Below are 14,912 nucleotides of genomic sequence, written 5' to 3'. Positions count from 1 at the left end.
GGCTACTCCGGCTCCGTGTAGTCCGGGATGTTGTCCATCCAGTTCTCGGCCTTGGTCAGGGCCAGCGCGGTGACGGCCATGGCGACCACGACCAGGCCGGCGATGATCACCGCGGTGGGCACCGGGCTGTCGCCGCGCTCGCCGTCGCGGCGCAGCTCGGCCAGGCGCGTCGTCAACACGACGTGCAGATAGCTGAAGATGGGCATGACGTGCTCCTTCGTGCGGACGGGGGTCAGAGACGGGCGATGAACGGATAGAGGACGAAGCCGAGCAGCACGAAGACGAGCAGCGCGCCCGGGATGTCGAGCTTGCTGGTGACCGCCTCGGCGCGAGCGAGGTTGTCGGTGCGGATCTGGTCGCGCAGCGAGTCGGCCCGGCTGCGTAGGGTCTCGTGCACCTGGGCGCCCTCACTGCCGGACGAGCGCATGATCGCGCCCACGTCGCCCAGCTCCGGGATGCCGATCTTGTCGGCGAGGTCGCGCAGTTCGTCCCAGGGCGCGTGCATCTGCATCTGGGCGATCCGCAACGACTCCTGGAGCCGGTCGAACACCCAGCCGTCGCAGACCGCCGCGGCCCGTTCCAGCGACTGCACCGGGCCGTGCGCCGCGGAGAGCTGCAACGCCACCAGGTCCAGGTAGGTGCAGACGGCCTGGCGGAACTCGTCGCGGGCGGCGTCGGCCTTGGTCAGTACCGCGCGGTGGGCGAGCAGAGCGCCGATCAGCGCCAGGCCGAGGCTGCCGAGCACCGGTACGACGAGCGGGACCGGAACGCCGAGCACCAACAGCGCCGCCCCGAGCAGAGTCGGCGTGGCCAGCCCGATCAGTGCGGAGAGCAGGACCGACAGCGTGTACTGCTCGGCGGTCTGGCCGATCAGGGCGAGTTGCCGGTGGGGCGGCCGCAGCCAGCGGGTGAACCCGCTCAACCAGTCCAACCGGCGGGAGGCGGACTCGGCGACCTGGCCGGTGCCCGCCGGTTGGTGCAGCCGGCGCAGCGCCGGACCGAGCGCCGGAGTCGCCGGTACGAGTTCCCGGATCACCAGGAACACACCCAACCCGATGCCGGCGCCGCCACACACCGCCATGACCAACTGCCAGTTGACGATCATGCGATCACTTCGCTCGGGTCGGGCGCCGGGAGGAACCGGGCCGGCCGCTGTGGCTGGCTCATCGACCGCACCCAGGCCAGCAGGCCGATGAAGGCGGCACCGAGGACGGCCATCACCACCTGACCGAGCGGTGTGCCGTACGGCCTGATGTACTCGGTGTTGATCAGCCCGTACGCGAGGGTCGCCAGGGTCATTCCGGTGAGGAAGCGGACCGCGAACCGGGGCTGGGTGCGCTTGGCCTCGATCTCCCGACGGGTGGCCACCTCCGCCGATGCCGCACCGGCGATCGAGCCGAGCACGTCGCCGAGCCGTTCACCCCGGTCGGAGAGGTGCAGGATCAACGCCGCGACCACCTGGTCGCAGACCGGGTCGGCGATGTCGTCGGCGAACGCCAACAGCGCGGAGCGGGCCATCCAGCCGGCCTGTAGGCGGGCGGCGAGCAGCCGTACCTCGTCCTCGATGCCGGGCGGCACACTGCCGATCGTGCCGATGATCGACTGTTGGAGGCCCTGACCGGTGCTGGAGACGTCCTTGAGTCGGCGGGTCCACTCGCCGACCGCCTCGATCCGGGCGATCGCCCGTTGTTCGGCCTTGCCCACACCGAACAGCCACGGGGTGCCGGGCACCGCGACCGCGACGAGGAGCCCCACCACCGGCAGCCCGGTCAGCAGGAACGCCAGCGCGCCCGCCGCCAGCGCGGCGATCAGCAACGCCTGGTAGGACCGTTGTTCGGCCGCCGTGTTGCCGGGTCCGCGCCACAGCCGACCGAGGCCGGACCCGCCCCCCGGGCGCGGCCCCGGGGGCCGACGGGTGCCCACCAACGCCACCACGGCCAGCAGCAGCCCGGCCACACAGGCGGCTCCGGAGACCACCGCGATCAGTTCCAGGCTGCCCATCGGTGTCACCGCCGGGCCAGTCGGGTCTGCCGGGGTCGCCGCCACGCGCCCGCACCGGCCTCGATCCACCTGGTGAGCAGCCGCACGTCGTACCCCACCCGCAGCAACTGTTCACGGACCCGCTCCGGCAGGTGCCGGGGGACCGCACGACCGTCCGGGCCGGGCCCGAAGACACTGGTGGTGGTGATCCGACCGGCCTCGCCGGCCCCGATCACCTCCTCCACATGGGACACGAACCGGTGTTTGCGCCCGCCGATCGCGGTCTCGTCCTCGACGGTGACGTAGACGATCAGGTCCAGGGCGTTGCCGGCCATCCGGCGGGCCTGGTCGACTGTCATCTCCCGACCGTGGGCCAGTGCCAGCTCGACGATCCGTTCGCCCACACCGGCAGCGGTGCGGGCGTGGATGGTGCACATCGAGCCCCGGCTCGTGGTCATCGCCTGGAGCATCGGCACGATCTCCCGGGACCGCACCTCGCCCACGATGATCCGCAGCACCCCCATCCGCAGGGAGAGCGGGATCAGGTCGGCGATGGTCACCTCGCCGGCCGGGCGGCCGTCGAAGCCGCGTTCGCCGTGCCCTTCCCGGGCCTCGAAGCTCATCACCGCCCGGTGTCGCTCCCGCCGTCGGGCGGGTAACAGCTCGCGGCTCTCCTCCAGCAGCACGTACGGCTCGTCCGGCGGGATCTCGTTCATCAGCGCGCGGATGATCGTGGTCTTACCGGCGCCGGCCAGCCCGGCGACCATGATGTTCAGACCGGCGCGCATCGCCGCGCGGAGGAAGTCGCGCAACAGCGGGTCGATCATCTCGTCTAGGTCGCCCCGGGCGCCCGCCACGTCGTCCAGGCTGACGTCCAGGGTGTTGTGCTTGCGGATCACCGCGTACGGGCGGTGGCTGACCAGGAACACCGCGGCCAACCGGCTGCCGTCGGGCAGTTGCAGGTCGAGGGTGGGCTTCACGGTGGACAGGGACCGCTCGGTCGCACCCGCCCGACGGGCCGCCGCCTGGAGGATCTCCACCAGCTCGGCGTCGCTGTCGGCGATCGGCTCGGCCCACTCGACCCCGCCGCCGTGCCTGGTGATGCGGACCTGGTCGCAACCGAGGATGTGCACCTCCTCGATGGTGTCGTCGACCAGCAGCGTCTGCAGCCGGCCGAGCCCGACGAGTTCGGCTGTCACCTGGTCGAGGAGCAGTCGTTCCTCACCGGCGGCCATCGGCGTGCCGGCCCGGCGGACGGAGTCCGCGTACGCGGCGACGACGGCGACGGCGAGTCGGGCCCGCTCGGTGTCCTCCTCGTCGGCGCTGAACTCCCGGCCGCGCTGCCACAGGGTGAGCCGCTCGGTGAGTTCCCGACGCAGCTCGCGGACCACCTGGAAGTCGATCCGGGGCCGAGGGGTCGGCTCCGGTGTCGCGGTGGCCGTGGGTAGCGGCTGCGGCATCGGCCCGTGCTGCTGGTGCCGGCCGTTCGGGGAGGCCATCGGCGGTGCGGTGGAGGTGACGCCCGGTGGCTGTTGCCGCGGGTCGGCGGAGACCGGCTCAAACCGCATCCGGCACCCCCTGCTGCACGGGCCACGCCAACCGGGCCCGCCGCCGTTCCAGCAGCGCGCCGATCGGCACCTCCAGCGCGCCCGCCGCGCGCATCAGCGGCCGTCCGGCCCGCACGGTTCCGCCCAGGGCCAACACCCCGGCGGTACGCGGATCGTGCGGCAGCCGTGCGATCACCGGCAGTTTCAGGGCGCGGCTGATCTCGGCGCGTCCGTGCCCGGTGCCGACGAGCAGCAGCCGCAGGGTGCCCGGTGGTACCCGGTGCTCGGCGAAGTCCCGTTCGATCGCGGTGACCACCGCACGGGTGCCGGAGAGGTCGGGCAGGTTCGCCCGGGTCACCAGCAGCACCACCGCGGCGGCTCGCAGCACCGGCCACGGCGGCCCGGTGACGTGCAGCCGGCCACAGTCGACCAGGACGTCGTACCCGGGAGTGCCACGGTCCAGGGCGTCGAAGTAGTCGGCGAAGCGTTGCCAGAGCGGGGTGACACTGCCGCCCTGGGCGGGGTCGACGAGCCCGGGGAGCAGCAGCCGTTCCCGACGGGGTGCGTCCAGGTCGACGAGCTGTGACCAGAACGCCGTCTCCAGGTTGCCGTCGCGCAGCTCCCCGACGGCCAACTCGCCGAGGCCGCGCGGGCCGTCCAGTTGCCCGCCGAGGTAGCCGGCGAGGATCGAGCCGCCGGCCGGGTCGCACTCGGCGAGGACCAGCCGTCGGTGCCAGGTCAGCGCGCAGGCGAGCGCCGAGGTCGTGACGCCGGGTGAGCCCTTCGCGGACACCAGCGCGATGATCGCCATGCTCAGGCCGTCTCGGTCAGCACGACGGCGAGCCGGTCCTGTGCGGCGAGCGCCACCACCGCCGGCACGTCGCGGGTGACCAACGCCAGGTACAGGACCTTGTCGTCGTTGGCCGGACTGACCATGTCGATCACGGTGGCCGAGAACCTCGTGCCCGCGGCGGCGGCCGTGTCCCCGGTGCTGCTGCGGTCCGGGGTGCTGACCAGCAGGACCTTGTCGCCGGGGTGCAGCTTGCGGGCCGGCACCTGGGCGGTCTTCAGGCCCAGCGCGATCTGCTGTTGACCGGGGCCGAGCAACGGGTCGTCGGTGACCTGCCCCAGCGTGAGCAGGGTGCCCGGGAGCAGCGCCACCGCGGCGCGTTTGCCGACCACCTCGTCGAGCCGCCCGGCCGGCACCGGGCGCAGCCCCTGACCGCCGGCGACCTGCACACTGACCAGGTCGGCGGCGGTGATCTCGCGTCCCACCTCCACCGGTCGGGCGACCGCCAGGTAGCTGCCGGTGGCCCGGACCGAGGTGACCGCGAAGGCCGCGCCGAGCCCACCCAGGGCGATCAGGAGTACGGCGAGACCGAGCAGGCCGGGGCGGACCCGCCGCTGCCGGACCACGGTCGGCGGGGTGACCGGCGCGTCGACCGGTGGGGTCCCGTTGCGCGTCGCGAGGCTCACTGGGTCATCTCCGTTCGCGGGGATCGCACGATCGGTCCACTCACCGGGTCACCACCTGGAGTTCGTTGATCAGGATCTGCACGTTGCCGCTGCGGCGGGTCACCAGGATCTCCCCGCTCTGACCGCCGCCGTTCCAGGTCACCGTCCAGTGCGTGGTGGCGCTGATCGTGTACTCGTCGGCCTTCGGGTAGCCGTCGGGGTCGCCGCAGTCCGGGGACGGGCGGCCGGCGAGGTCGCTCTTCGAGTCGTACGGGGTTCCGGCCGATTCGCAGGTGATCTGCTCGCCGTTGCCCATGTCCCAGACGATCCGGCTGACCACCGCGGTGATCTCGACGGTCACGTCCCGGTCGGTGGCGCTGGCGGTCAGCGGGCCGAAGTAGTCCTCGCCCGGGTTCGCCCACAACCACACCGGCAGGCCGACCAGGCCGGGGCCGATGCCCTTGCGGGGTGCGACCTTCAGGGGCGCCGGCAGCAGCTTGATCGAGGCCAGGGCGCGACGGGCCAACTCCTCCGGGTTGGGTGGCGCACCGAAGCCGGCCGGTGGCTCGTCCAGCAACACCTCGGTCTGGTTGCCCACGTCCGCGCCGCCGTTGCAGGTCTGCACGTACCACTGCTGGCCGTCGGGTGCCTCGGGCTGCGGCACTGACAACTTGTAGTAGCAGCCGTCACCGCTGTTGAACCACCCCTTGAACTCGTCGTAGCAGGGGATGGTCCGCCCGTCCCACCGGCAGACGCCGCCACCGCCGCCACCGCCGTCGTCTCCGCCGCCGTCGTCACCGCCGCCGCCCGGGTCACCCGGGTTGCCGGGTTCGTCGTCCCAGACGTTGCAGTCCGGCTGGTCCGGCGGGCAGTTGGCCCCCGGGTCGGCGCGTCCGGCGGCGACGGCCGGGACGCTCGTGCCGACCACCAGCAGGAGGGCGAGGCTGACCCCGGCCAGGACCCGCCAGGGTGCACCGGCGCGCCCGCTCCCCGTCAGCACGGCTGGTCCCGGTGTGTGGTGCCGGAGTTGATCAGCCAGCGCCCGTCGGGAAACCGGGTCGCGGTGGCGGTGGAGAAGTGCTTACCGCCCCCGCTGCCCGGGACCACTCGTTTGTCCTTGGCGTAGACCAGCCGGTAGCCGGTCGTGTCCAGGCAGTCCTGGATCTCCACGGTGGCCGGCTTCGCGTCCAGGCTGACCGCGATCACGGTCGGGTCCGACTTCACCGTCCCGGTACGCACAGCGCCGTGCTCCTTAGCGTCGCGAATGGACAATTGGACGCGGGTGAGAAGTGGATCAGCGAGATACCGGGTGAGTTCCGGCGCGCGTGGATCGCTGCGCCCGCTCGCCGTGCGCGAGGCCGCGAGATAACCGGAGTACGCGTCGAGTGCCGCCTTTTCGGCGACTCGCCGTTCGATCTCGGGATCGGTCTGTCGTCCGTCCTCACGGGCTGCCGTCGGTCGTCCGACCGACTCCCGTCCGCTGGCGCAGGCGGCGAGTGACGTCGCCGCCACGACCGCCAGCAGGCAGATTGCCGCTCGTCTGAGCTGCCGTCCGCGCACCGTCGAGCCTCCTCGTGGTCGCCCGGAGCGGTGGTGGTTCACCGCCGCCGGGCATGCGGAAGCGCGCCCGGATCAGCACATCCGGAGCCCTTCATTGCGCTTCTGCATTCACCGTTACGGATCTTCTACAAATGCAAGGTCCTATGTCTTCCGGTTGTCTAGGTGAGGCTTGCGTCACACCCAAGGGGCGAGCATAGGCTGACGCGCACCGATGCAACAGAGGCAATTCAAGTGAACACTCTGCGTGATGACAGGTGGTGGTGACGGGTGTCCGCGCTGCGCCCCGAGCAATTACCGGGCGAGGGCTCGTGGGGGCGCGCTCGACGTCGGAGGTGGTGGGGGCGCCGATGCTTCGTCGCCGTCCCCAGGAGTGGGACAACGCGGCCTCATCCCGGCATCCCACCGGTGTTGCCGGGTGGTCGAGGGCGCTGCCTCGGTCGACGAGAGGTCCGGCCCAGGTCAGGTCAGAGGTGTCTCCGGCGACGGGGCGGCACTGTCGCTTTCTGCGCCATCCGCCACACCATGGCGATCGTTCGGTCACGATCCGTGTTCACGTTCATGAGGCGACGCCCTGTCGTATCGGAGGCATCATGGCGCTGACCGGCCCTTCGGCAGCCGTCCCGGGTCCGGAGAACCCACTCGATCGGAGCCCGGCAACCCCACCGATCGGCGGCGTGACGCAACCCGCTCGCCCGGCAGCGGGCGGCGACCGGCTCGTCGAACATCAGCACCGGCGGGTCGCCGAGCAGCGCACCGGCGATGCCGAGCCGCTGGCCCGCACGACGGAAAACGCGTCGGCGGTGGCGCGCACCCGGCTGTCGACGGTGCTCGCGATCCTCGCGATCGGCCCGCTGATGCGGCTGGCCGCGCTGCGCTACGCCGTACCCCCGGGCATGCCCAGCCGGACCGGCTGCGATGCCTGCGGCGCGCCGATCGGCCTGACCCGGCCCTGGCCGGCGCTCGGGCCGACCGCCCGGTGCGGTCGCTGCCGGGCCCGGGTCGGCCCGCCCCCCGGCGCGGTCGAGGCGGCGGTGCTCGCCGCCGTGGTGCTGCTCCTCGCGCTGGCCGGCTCGTCCGGTGGGGCGCTGTCGGCGCTGGCCTGGTGGCTCGGCTGGACGATCCCGGCGGTCCTCGTCGACCTGGCCGTGCACCGCCTACCCGACCGGCTCACCCTGCCCGCGGCGGCGGGGACCTGGCTGCTGCTCGGCGTCGCCGCGCTCGACGCCGACCCGGGGCAATGGCTGCGTGCGGTCGTCGCCGGTGCCGGCCTGGCGCTCTTCTTCGCCAGCACCACGGTGCTGCTCGGGCGTCGTGGCTTCGGGCTGGGCGACGCCAAGCTGGCCCTCGGTGTGGGAGCCCTGCTCGGCTGGTACGGCTGGCCGGTGCTGGCCCTCGGGCTGCTGCTCGCCTTCGGGCTGTCCGCGCTGCTGAGCCTGGGCCTGCTGGCCGCCCGTCGGGCGCACTGGAACACGCACCTGCCCTTCGGCCCGTTCCTCCTGTTCGGCACGACGGGCGCACTCCTGCTGTCACTCTGACCGCCTGGCGAGGGCGCGTGGTGGGTCAGGGGTGCGGGCGGCCGGCCAGCTTGGGGATCGGGGTGCGGGCGCGGCGGCGCAGCAACTCGGCGGTGGGTCGGGCCAGCAGTGGGGTCGCCACCACGGCGACCAGAGCGCCGAACAGCACGCCCGCGATGACGTCGTGCGGGTAGTGCACTCCCACGAAGACCCGGGAGAACGCGCCGAGCGCGGCCAGTGGCAGCGCGATCAGGCCGAGTCGGCGGGACAGCAGCAGCGTGGTGACCGCCAGGGCACCGGCGATCGTGGCGTGGTTGCTGGGGAAGGACCAGTCGCCAGGGGGCGGGCAGGCGCCCGCGATGATCGCCTGGCCGACCGTCCGGCACGGGCGATCCTCGTCCACCACGGTCTTGAACCATTCGCTGCCCACGTACGCCAGAAGGGCCGGCAGCGGCGAGATCAGCGCGAGTGCCCGGTCGCGCGGGCCGCCCGAGCGGCGGCCCAGCGCGGCGATCACCAGCAGCGCGCCGAGCAGCAGGATCACCCCCTCGGTCGCGTGCCCGACGAACCACTGCACCGGCTCGGGGCTGGCGGCGGCGGCGTCGACGACGTCGCGGTACCACTCGGCGCTGATCTCCGGAACGTCGATGCTGCCGATGTCGGCCATGCCTCACCTCACCTCATGTTCATACCCCGTTCATCTTGGAGACACCCTAGGAACGCGGCAGAGGGCATCGCCGCTGTCGAAGGTCAGGCTGCCGTCCCGACCTTCGTCCAGGTTTCGCACAGCCGGCTCTGCTTGGCTGGTCAGGGACGTCGGCATCCACAGGAGGCTTCGTGCACACCAGTTCGGCCACCGACCAACCACCGCCCGCTGCCGGGACGGGGGACGACGAGACGTGGAGGATCCGGCGTGCGGCGGCGGACCTGGACCGGCTCGGTGAGACCGAGTCGATCTTCGCTCTGGGTAACGGGTGGATCGGGTGGCGCGGTGTCCTCGACGAGGGCGCGCCGTGCGGGATGCCGGGCAGCTACGTCAACGGCCTGCACGAGCGGCGCGAGCTGAGCTACCCCGAGGAGGGGTACGCGTTTCCGCAGGACAGTGACACCGTCATCAGCGCACCGAACGCCGCGCTGATCCGGCTCTGGGTCGACGACGAGCCGCTGGACATCCGGACCGGGACGCTGCGCAGCCACGAACGGGTGCTCGACCTGCGCACCGGTGTGCTGCGCCGGGACACCGAGTGGATCTCCCCTTCCGGCCGGGGAGTGCGGATCCGTAGCACCAGGCTGGTGTCCCTGCCGCGCCGACCGGTGGCCGCCGTCCGGTACGAGGTCGAGGCCCTGGGCACCCCCGTCGAGCTGCGGGTCTGCTCGGACCTGCTGGCCAACGAGAAGGTTCCGGAACGCTCCGACGACCCCCGCGCGGCCTCGGTGCCCACCGACCCGCTGACCGCCGAGTCGTACGAGGCCGGCGGCCTCGACGGGGTGCTGGTGCACCGTACCGAGCGCAGCGACCAACGCGTGGCCGTCGCGGTCAGCCACCTGGTGGACGGGCCGGACACGGTCACCACCACCGGGGACGGCGCCCCGGACCGGGTCCGGCTGACGGTGGCGGGTCGTCTGCATCCGGGGGAGCGGCTGCGGCTGACGAAGTTCGCCGCGTACGAGTGGTCGGCTGTCGACGACGTACCCGCCGAAGAGCTGGCGGCCCTCGTCTCCGCCGAGGCGGACGCGGCCCGCGCGGACGGGTTCGACGCACTCCTCGCCGACCAGCGGGCCGCCCTGGACGCGGCCTGGCAGGTCGCCGACGTGCAGCTCGACGGCGATCCGGAGCTTCAGCAGGCGGTCCGGTTCGCGATGTTCCACCTGATCCAGGCCGGGCGACCGGACTCGGACCGGACGATCTCGGCCAAGGGGTTGACCGGCAACGGCTACGACGGGCACGTCCTCTGGGACACCGAGACCTACGTCCTGCCGGTGCTCACCTACCTGGCCCCGGCGGTGGTCCGCTCGGCGCTGAACTGGCGGCACGCCCACCTGCCGGAGGCCCGGGAGCGAGCCCGCGAGCTGCGGCTGACCGGTGCGACCTTCCCGTGGCGCACCATCGGCGGTCGGGAGTGTTCCGGCTACTGGCCGGCCGGCACGGCCGCGCTGCACGTCAACGCCGACATCGCCGACGCGGTGCTGCGCTACCTGGCGGCCACCGACGACAAGGGGTTCCTCGCCGACGCGGGGTTGGAGTTGCTGGTGGAGACGGCCCGGCTCTGGCACGGCTTCGGCCACTGGTCGGACAGGGGCGACTTCCACCTGCACGGGGTGACCGGCCCGGACGAGTACGCCGCGCTCGTCGACGACAACGTGTTCACCAACCTCATGGCGAAGCGCAACCTGCGGGGCGCGGCGGACGCCGCCGAGAGCCACCCCGACCTGGCCGGACGGCTCGGTGTGGACCGCGACGAAGTGCTCGGGTGGCGGGCCGCCGCCGACGCGATGGCCATCCCGTACGACGACGAGCGCGGGGTGCACCAGCAGGCCGCCGGGTTCACCGAGCAACCCGAGTGGGACTTCGCGAACACCGGCGAGGACGACTACCCGCTGCTGCTGCACTTCCCGTACCTGGAGCTGTACCGCAAGCAGGTGGTGAAGCAGGCCGACCTCGTCCTCGCCATGCAGGTCTGCCCGGGCGAGTTCACCGCCGCCGAGAAGGCCCGCAACCTGACCTACTACGAGGCCCGGACAGTCCGCGACTCGTCGCTGTCGGCCGCGCCACAGGCCGTCCTGGCCGCCGAGGCCGGGCACCTGGATCTGGCGTACGACCTGTTCGCCGAGTCGGTCCTGCAGGACCTGGCGGACCTGGGTGACAAGACCGCCGACGGGCTGCACCTGGCCTCGCTGGCCGGCGCGTGGCTGGCGCTCGTGCAGGGCTTCGGCGGGCTGCGCGACGACCGCGGGGTGCTCTCCTTCGACCCCCGGCTGCCGCGTCGGATCGACCGGTTGGCGTTCAGCCTGCGCTGGCGCGGCCACCGGCTGCGGGTCACGCTGACTCCCGCCGAGGCCCGATACGAACTGCCCGACGCCGCCTCCGACACCGAGGTCGAGGTGTGGCACCACGGCGAGCCAGTACGGATCACCGGCGCCGAGCCGGTCATCCGGCCGATGCCACCGGTGCCCGACCCCGGGCCGGAGCCGCAGTCCCCGCCCGGCCGCCGCCCCACCCGTCGCTCGGCCGGCTGACCCGGCTCAGGCCGACCGACCCACCCCGGCTCAGGCCGGCACCGGACCGCCGGCCATCCGCTCCCGCACGGCCTCCAACGCCTCGAAGGCGTACGCCCAGTTGTGGCACTTGAAGCTGCGCAGGCCGTCGATCGCGGTGTGACAGTCGGAGCAGCGCACCCCGGCGATGGCGTCGGGGATCCCGGTGTTGACGTACTTGCGCTCGCCCAGGATGACGGTCGCGATCATGGCCTTGTCGTGCAGACCGGAGAGCGCCGACGAGACGATGTCGTACCAGGTGACCCGCCGGCCGCACTTCGGGCAGTCGGGGTCGTCGCCGCTGACCCAGAGCGGCGCGCCGATGCTGCGCGCCGGCATGCCGAGCAGCTTCTCCAGCCGCCGGACGTCCGACTCCGGGGTGGTCCAGCGGTGTCGGCCGGGCAGTGACGCGGGCGAGTCGTACACGGCGCGGAACAGGTCGGTGTCGACCTGCACGGTCTCGCGCTGAGTGGTCATCGGCTTACCTCCTCGTTGAGTCGGTGCCCCCACCGTGGTCAGCGACGACCATGGGCGCTGCCGGATCAACGACACGAGGGGGCGGCGGGTCGTCGCCCAGCCGTTTCCGTCTCCGCCGGTCGGCTTCCGGTGGTACGACGGAGGCAGGGCGGGTGTGCCTGCGGGGGGAGCGCCGATGGCGAGCCGAGCTGACCGGCTGCTACGGGGCAGCGGCTCACCGTTGAGCGCTTCGTTCCTGGAGCTCTTCTTCGACCTGGCGTTCGTGCTCGCCCTCAGTCAGTTGGCCGAGCACCTGCTGCACGACCTCACCGTGGCCGGCGCGCTGCGGACCGCCCTGCTGTTGACCGGGATCTGGTGGGTCTGGGTGCCCACCACCTGGTTCGCCGACTGGTACGACCCGGAGAGTCCCGCGGTGCGGTGGATGCTGGTCGCGTCGTCGCTGGGCGCTCTGCTGGTCGGGGTGGCGATCCCGCAGGCGCTGGACGGGAGGGGTCTGCTCTTCGCCGGTGCGTACGTCTCGGTGCACATCGCCCGGGGCGTGGTCACCACCTTCGCGTTACGCGGTCATCCCCGTCAGAGCCGGACGCTGCGGATCCTCTGCTGGTTCAGCGTCTCCGCCGTACCGTGGCTGGCCGGTGGGCTCCTGCCGGACTGGCGGGTGCCGCTCTGGCTGCTCGCTCTCGCCCTGGATCTCACCGGCCCCCGACTCGGCTGGCCCACCCCGCTGATGGGCCGGACCCGGCGACAGGAGTTGCACCTCACCGGTCGGCACTTCGCCGAGCGGTACCAACAAATCATGATCATCGCGCTCGGTGAACTCGTCCTGGTCGCCGGTCTCTCGTACGCCGGCACCGACCTCCACCTGCCGCAGACCGCCGCCTTCCTGCTGGTCTTCGCCACCGCCGTGTTGATCGGTCTGCTCTACGTCACGCCCGCCGGTCAGCGCCTCGGCCCGGCCATCGAGCGCGCCGACCCGTCCCGGCTCGGTGTCGTCACCGGATACGTGCACCTGGTGATGATCGCCGGGCTGGTGGTCACCGCCGTCGGCGCCGAGCTGAGCATCGCCCACCCCGCACGGACCGGTGACCTGGCGGCGGTCGTCGCGATCCTGAGCGGACCGACGCTGTTCCTCGCCGGGCGGATCCTCTTCTCGGTGGCGATCCACCGACGGCTCTCCTGGCCGCGGGTCGCGGCCCTTGTCGCCCTGGCCGCCGCGGCGGGGCTGCTGCGGATGCCGCTGCTCGCGGTCAGCGCGGTGGCCACCGCAGTGGTGCTCGTGGTGGTCGTCCTGGACCGGGCCGGCATCTCCTCCTACCGCAACCTTCGATCCTCTGACTAAAGTCAGGTATATGGACGCAGCGCTCGTCGCCACCGTGCGACGATTCAACCGGACGGTCACCCAACGAGTCGGTGCCCTCGACGACGAGTACATGGCCCAGGGGCGGCCGCTGGGCCAGGCCCGTCTGCTCTGGGAGATCGGCCCCGGCGGGGCGGAGGTCGCCACGCTACGGGCCCGGCTCGGCCTCGATTCCGGTTACCTGAGCCGCCTCCTGCGGATCCTGGAGAGCGACGGCCTGGTCACCGTGGGCCCGGCCGACCAGACTGCCGCTGACGGTCGAGTGCGCATCGCCACCCTCACCGACGCCGGTCGGACGGCATGGGCCGACCTCGACGAGCGATCGGACGACCTGGCCGTCTCGATCCTCGAACCGCTCAGCGCACACCGCCGCGAACGGCTGGTCGCCGCCATGGCCGAGGTCGAACGGCTGCTCATCGGGTCGATGGTCGTCATCGAGGCGTGCCCGCCGGGCGATCCGCGGGCCCGCGCCTGCCTGCGTGCGTACGCCCGGGACATCGCACGTCGTTTCGACGGGGGGTTCGACCCGGCGCTGAGCAACCCGGTGCACGACGACGCGCTCGTGCCGCCCAACGGCGTGCTCCTGCTCGCCACCCTCAACGCCGAACCGGTCGGCTGCGGCGCGGTCAAACTCCACCGGGACGCGCCCGCCGAGATCAAACGCGTGTGGGTGGCGGACACCGTCCGCGGGCTCGGCGTCGGGCGGCGGTTGCTGGGTGAGTTGGAACGGTACGCCGCCGAGGCCGGCGCGACCGCCGTCCGGCTGGACACCAACCGCAACCTCACCGAGGCGATCGCAATGTACCGGTCGACCGGCTACCGGGAGATCGAGGCGTACAACACGGAGCACTACGCCCACCACTGGTTCGAGAAGCTCATCGAGCAGTGACGGTGGTGTGTTTCCACCAGTGGGAACGCGGGAGCCACCAGCCCGTGGGCGCACGACGCGTTGCCCGGCATCGCTACGATCGGTGTGGTGAAGGGTGGCGTCGAGGCGGGGTACTGGAGGAACTTCACCAGCTCGGCGGGCCTCGCCGTGCTGTTCGTGGTCGTCTCGGTCGCGGTGGCGGCTGCCCTCTTCGGGCTGGCATACCTCCTCAGCGACGTCTGGATCGTCGCCCGCCTGTTCCTCGGAATCGGGATCACCGTCGCGGTTGTCGGATTTTATGCGTCCACTCCCTTCCTGTTCGATGCGTTGCTGGGGCCGAAGCTGTTCCAACGGCTGTTCTGCGTACGCGACAAAGCCCTCACCCAGAACGCCATCCGTGAGCTGACCGCCGTCGCGGCCGCGCCGGTCACCGTTCCGCTCGCTCCCGGACGCGGCGTGCTTCGGATCGTCCCGATCAAACCCGCCTGGTGGAACGATCCGGACGCCTACGACGACGACACCAGGCCGGTCGTCGTGGTCGAGGAGACCGAGCATCGGCTGCCCGAGTGGAACCCGTACGACATCGCGGTTCCCGCCGGGATGGTCGAGGTCGTGGCGTGGCTGCCGCGCCGTAACGGCATTCCGGGGCGACCGGCCAGTGGTCTCGTCGACGTGCCGGCGGGGGGTGTCGGCACACTGGTGTACCGACCGTCGTCGCTGCCCGAACTCCCCGGCACGGCCGCTGACCTGGCCGGCGAGTTGTGGGGTGAGACGTCGTCGTTCCGGACCGGGTTGGTGACCACCGTGCTCATCGGGCTCGCCGTGCTGGGGTGGCTGGTCTTCGGTTGACGCGGGTGGCTCCGCCGTGCCGTCGTGGTGACGGGCCGCTGGTGCCGATC

At 72.1% G+C, this 14,912-nt stretch carries 15 protein-coding genes; 5 read left to right on the top strand and 10 right to left on the bottom strand.

The genetic code is table 11. The annotated features are described in order from the left end of the window. Positions 1-2: 2 nt before the first annotated feature. From O7617_RS10900 to O7617_RS10865, 8 genes are read right to left on the bottom strand one after another with little or no spacing between them, the layout of a single operon-like run. A complete protein-coding gene (locus O7617_RS10900; RefSeq protein ID WP_282263248.1) occupies positions 3-206 on the bottom strand; it encodes a hypothetical protein in 204 nt (67 codons plus the stop codon). A 26-nt stretch (positions 207-232) separates the two neighbouring features. Next, positions 233-1,105, bottom strand: coding sequence for a type II secretion system F family protein (locus O7617_RS10895; protein ID WP_282263247.1), 873 nt, complete (start codon positions 1,103-1,105; stop codon positions 233-235). Then, positions 1,102-2,046, bottom strand: a complete 945-nt coding sequence (locus tag O7617_RS10890; RefSeq protein ID WP_282263246.1) for a type II secretion system F family protein — start codon at positions 2,044-2,046, stop codon at positions 1,102-1,104. The genes O7617_RS10895 and O7617_RS10890 overlap by 4 nt, the downstream gene beginning before the upstream one ends. Then, positions 2,007-3,548: an ATPase, T2SS/T4P/T4SS family gene (locus O7617_RS10885; protein ID WP_282263245.1), complete on the bottom strand. Its 1,542-nt coding sequence runs from the start codon at positions 3,546-3,548 to the stop codon at positions 2,007-2,009. The genes O7617_RS10890 and O7617_RS10885 overlap by 40 nt, the downstream gene beginning before the upstream one ends. Continuing rightward, positions 3,538-4,338, bottom strand: coding sequence for a ParA family protein (locus tag O7617_RS10880; protein WP_282263244.1), 801 nt, complete (start codon positions 4,336-4,338; stop codon positions 3,538-3,540). Before O7617_RS10880 ends, O7617_RS10885 begins: the two co-directional genes overlap by 11 nt. 2 nt (positions 4,339-4,340) lie before the next feature. Beyond that, positions 4,341-5,003 (bottom strand): SAF domain-containing protein, encoded by a 663-nt coding sequence (locus O7617_RS10875; protein WP_282263243.1) that lies wholly within the window; start codon positions 5,001-5,003, stop codon positions 4,341-4,343. Positions 5,004-5,043: 40 nt separating this feature from the next. Further along, complete coding sequence (locus O7617_RS10870; RefSeq protein WP_282263242.1) at positions 5,044-5,982, bottom strand: hypothetical protein; 939 nt, start codon at positions 5,980-5,982, stop codon at positions 5,044-5,046. After that, positions 5,976-6,542 (bottom strand): hypothetical protein, encoded by a 567-nt coding sequence (locus O7617_RS10865; protein WP_282263241.1) that lies wholly within the window; start codon positions 6,540-6,542, stop codon positions 5,976-5,978. Before O7617_RS10865 ends, O7617_RS10870 begins: the two co-directional genes overlap by 7 nt. Before the next feature lie 854 nt (positions 6,543-7,396). Between O7617_RS10865 and O7617_RS10860 the strand changes: the two genes are divergently transcribed. Further along, positions 7,397-8,077, top strand: a complete 681-nt coding sequence (locus O7617_RS10860; protein WP_348774190.1) for an A24 family peptidase — start codon at positions 7,397-7,399, stop codon at positions 8,075-8,077. Positions 8,078-8,102: 25 nt separating this feature from the next. On the opposite strand, the gene O7617_RS10855 is transcribed toward O7617_RS10860, so the two are convergent. After that, positions 8,103-8,723, bottom strand: coding sequence for a phosphatase PAP2 family protein (locus O7617_RS10855; RefSeq protein WP_282263240.1), 621 nt, complete (start codon positions 8,721-8,723; stop codon positions 8,103-8,105). Between the two features lie 170 nt (positions 8,724-8,893). On the opposite strand from O7617_RS10855, the gene O7617_RS10850 reads away from it, so the two are divergent. Next, on the top strand, positions 8,894-11,293 hold the full coding sequence (locus O7617_RS10850) for a glycosyl hydrolase family 65 protein (protein WP_282263239.1): 2,400 nt from the start codon (positions 8,894-8,896) through the stop codon (positions 11,291-11,293). Between the two features lie 30 nt (positions 11,294-11,323). On the opposite strand, the gene O7617_RS10845 is transcribed toward O7617_RS10850, so the two are convergent. Then, entirely contained in the window at positions 11,324-11,788 is a 465-nt protein-coding gene (locus O7617_RS10845; protein WP_282263238.1) for a hypothetical protein, read from the bottom strand. 175 nt (positions 11,789-11,963) lie between these two features. Here O7617_RS10845 and O7617_RS10840 point away from each other — a divergent pair, with 175 nt between their 5' ends. The 3 genes from O7617_RS10840 to O7617_RS10830 all read left to right on the top strand — a co-directional run bounded on the left by O7617_RS10840 (position 11,964) and on the right by O7617_RS10830 (position 14,862). Next, the gene (locus tag O7617_RS10840) at positions 11,964-13,127 is read left to right on the top strand and encodes a low temperature requirement protein A (protein WP_282263236.1); all 1,164 of its coding nucleotides are present in this window, start codon (positions 11,964-11,966) and stop codon (positions 13,125-13,127) included. Positions 13,128-13,137: 10 nt separating this feature from the next. Then, a complete protein-coding gene (locus tag O7617_RS10835; RefSeq protein ID WP_282263235.1) occupies positions 13,138-14,034 on the top strand; it encodes a helix-turn-helix domain-containing GNAT family N-acetyltransferase in 897 nt (298 codons plus the stop codon). Positions 14,035-14,121: 87 nt separating this feature from the next. Beyond that, positions 14,122-14,862 (top strand): hypothetical protein, encoded by a 741-nt coding sequence (locus O7617_RS10830; RefSeq protein ID WP_282263234.1) that lies wholly within the window; start codon positions 14,122-14,124, stop codon positions 14,860-14,862. Positions 14,863-14,912: the final 50 nt, after the last annotated feature.

This window comes from Micromonospora sp. WMMD1155 (assembly GCF_029581275.1).
In the GTDB taxonomy this organism is placed as follows: domain Bacteria; phylum Actinomycetota; class Actinomycetes; order Mycobacteriales; family Micromonosporaceae; genus Micromonospora.
This window is presented reverse-complemented; position numbering and strand designations above follow the sequence as displayed.

Bases quoted from the DNA above. Each gene is read 5' to 3' on its own strand.
- O7617_RS10855 (WP_282263240.1), bottom strand. From the start codon at position 8,723: ATGGCCGACATCGGCAGCATCGACGTTCCGGAGATCAGCGCCGAGTGG.
- O7617_RS10885 (WP_282263245.1), bottom strand. From the start codon at position 3,548: ATGCGGTTTGAGCCGGTCTCCGCCGACCCGCGGCAACAGCCACCGGGC.
- O7617_RS10840 (WP_282263236.1), top strand. From the start codon at position 11,964: ATGGCGAGCCGAGCTGACCGGCTGCTACGGGGCAGCGGCTCACCGTTG.
- O7617_RS10835 (WP_282263235.1), top strand. From the start codon at position 13,138: ATGGACGCAGCGCTCGTCGCCACCGTGCGACGATTCAACCGGACGGTC.
- O7617_RS10845 (WP_282263238.1), bottom strand. From the start codon at position 11,788: ATGACCACTCAGCGCGAGACCGTGCAGGTCGACACCGACCTGTTCCGC.
- O7617_RS10895 (WP_282263247.1), bottom strand. From the start codon at position 1,105: ATGATCGTCAACTGGCAGTTGGTCATGGCGGTGTGTGGCGGCGCCGGC.
- O7617_RS10880 (WP_282263244.1), bottom strand. From the start codon at position 4,338: ATGGCGATCATCGCGCTGGTGTCCGCGAAGGGCTCACCCGGCGTCACG.
- O7617_RS10860 (WP_348774190.1), top strand. From the start codon at position 7,397: ATGCGGCTGGCCGCGCTGCGCTACGCCGTACCCCCGGGCATGCCCAGC.
- O7617_RS10900 (WP_282263248.1), bottom strand. From the start codon at position 206: ATGCCCATCTTCAGCTATCTGCACGTCGTGTTGACGACGCGCCTGGCC.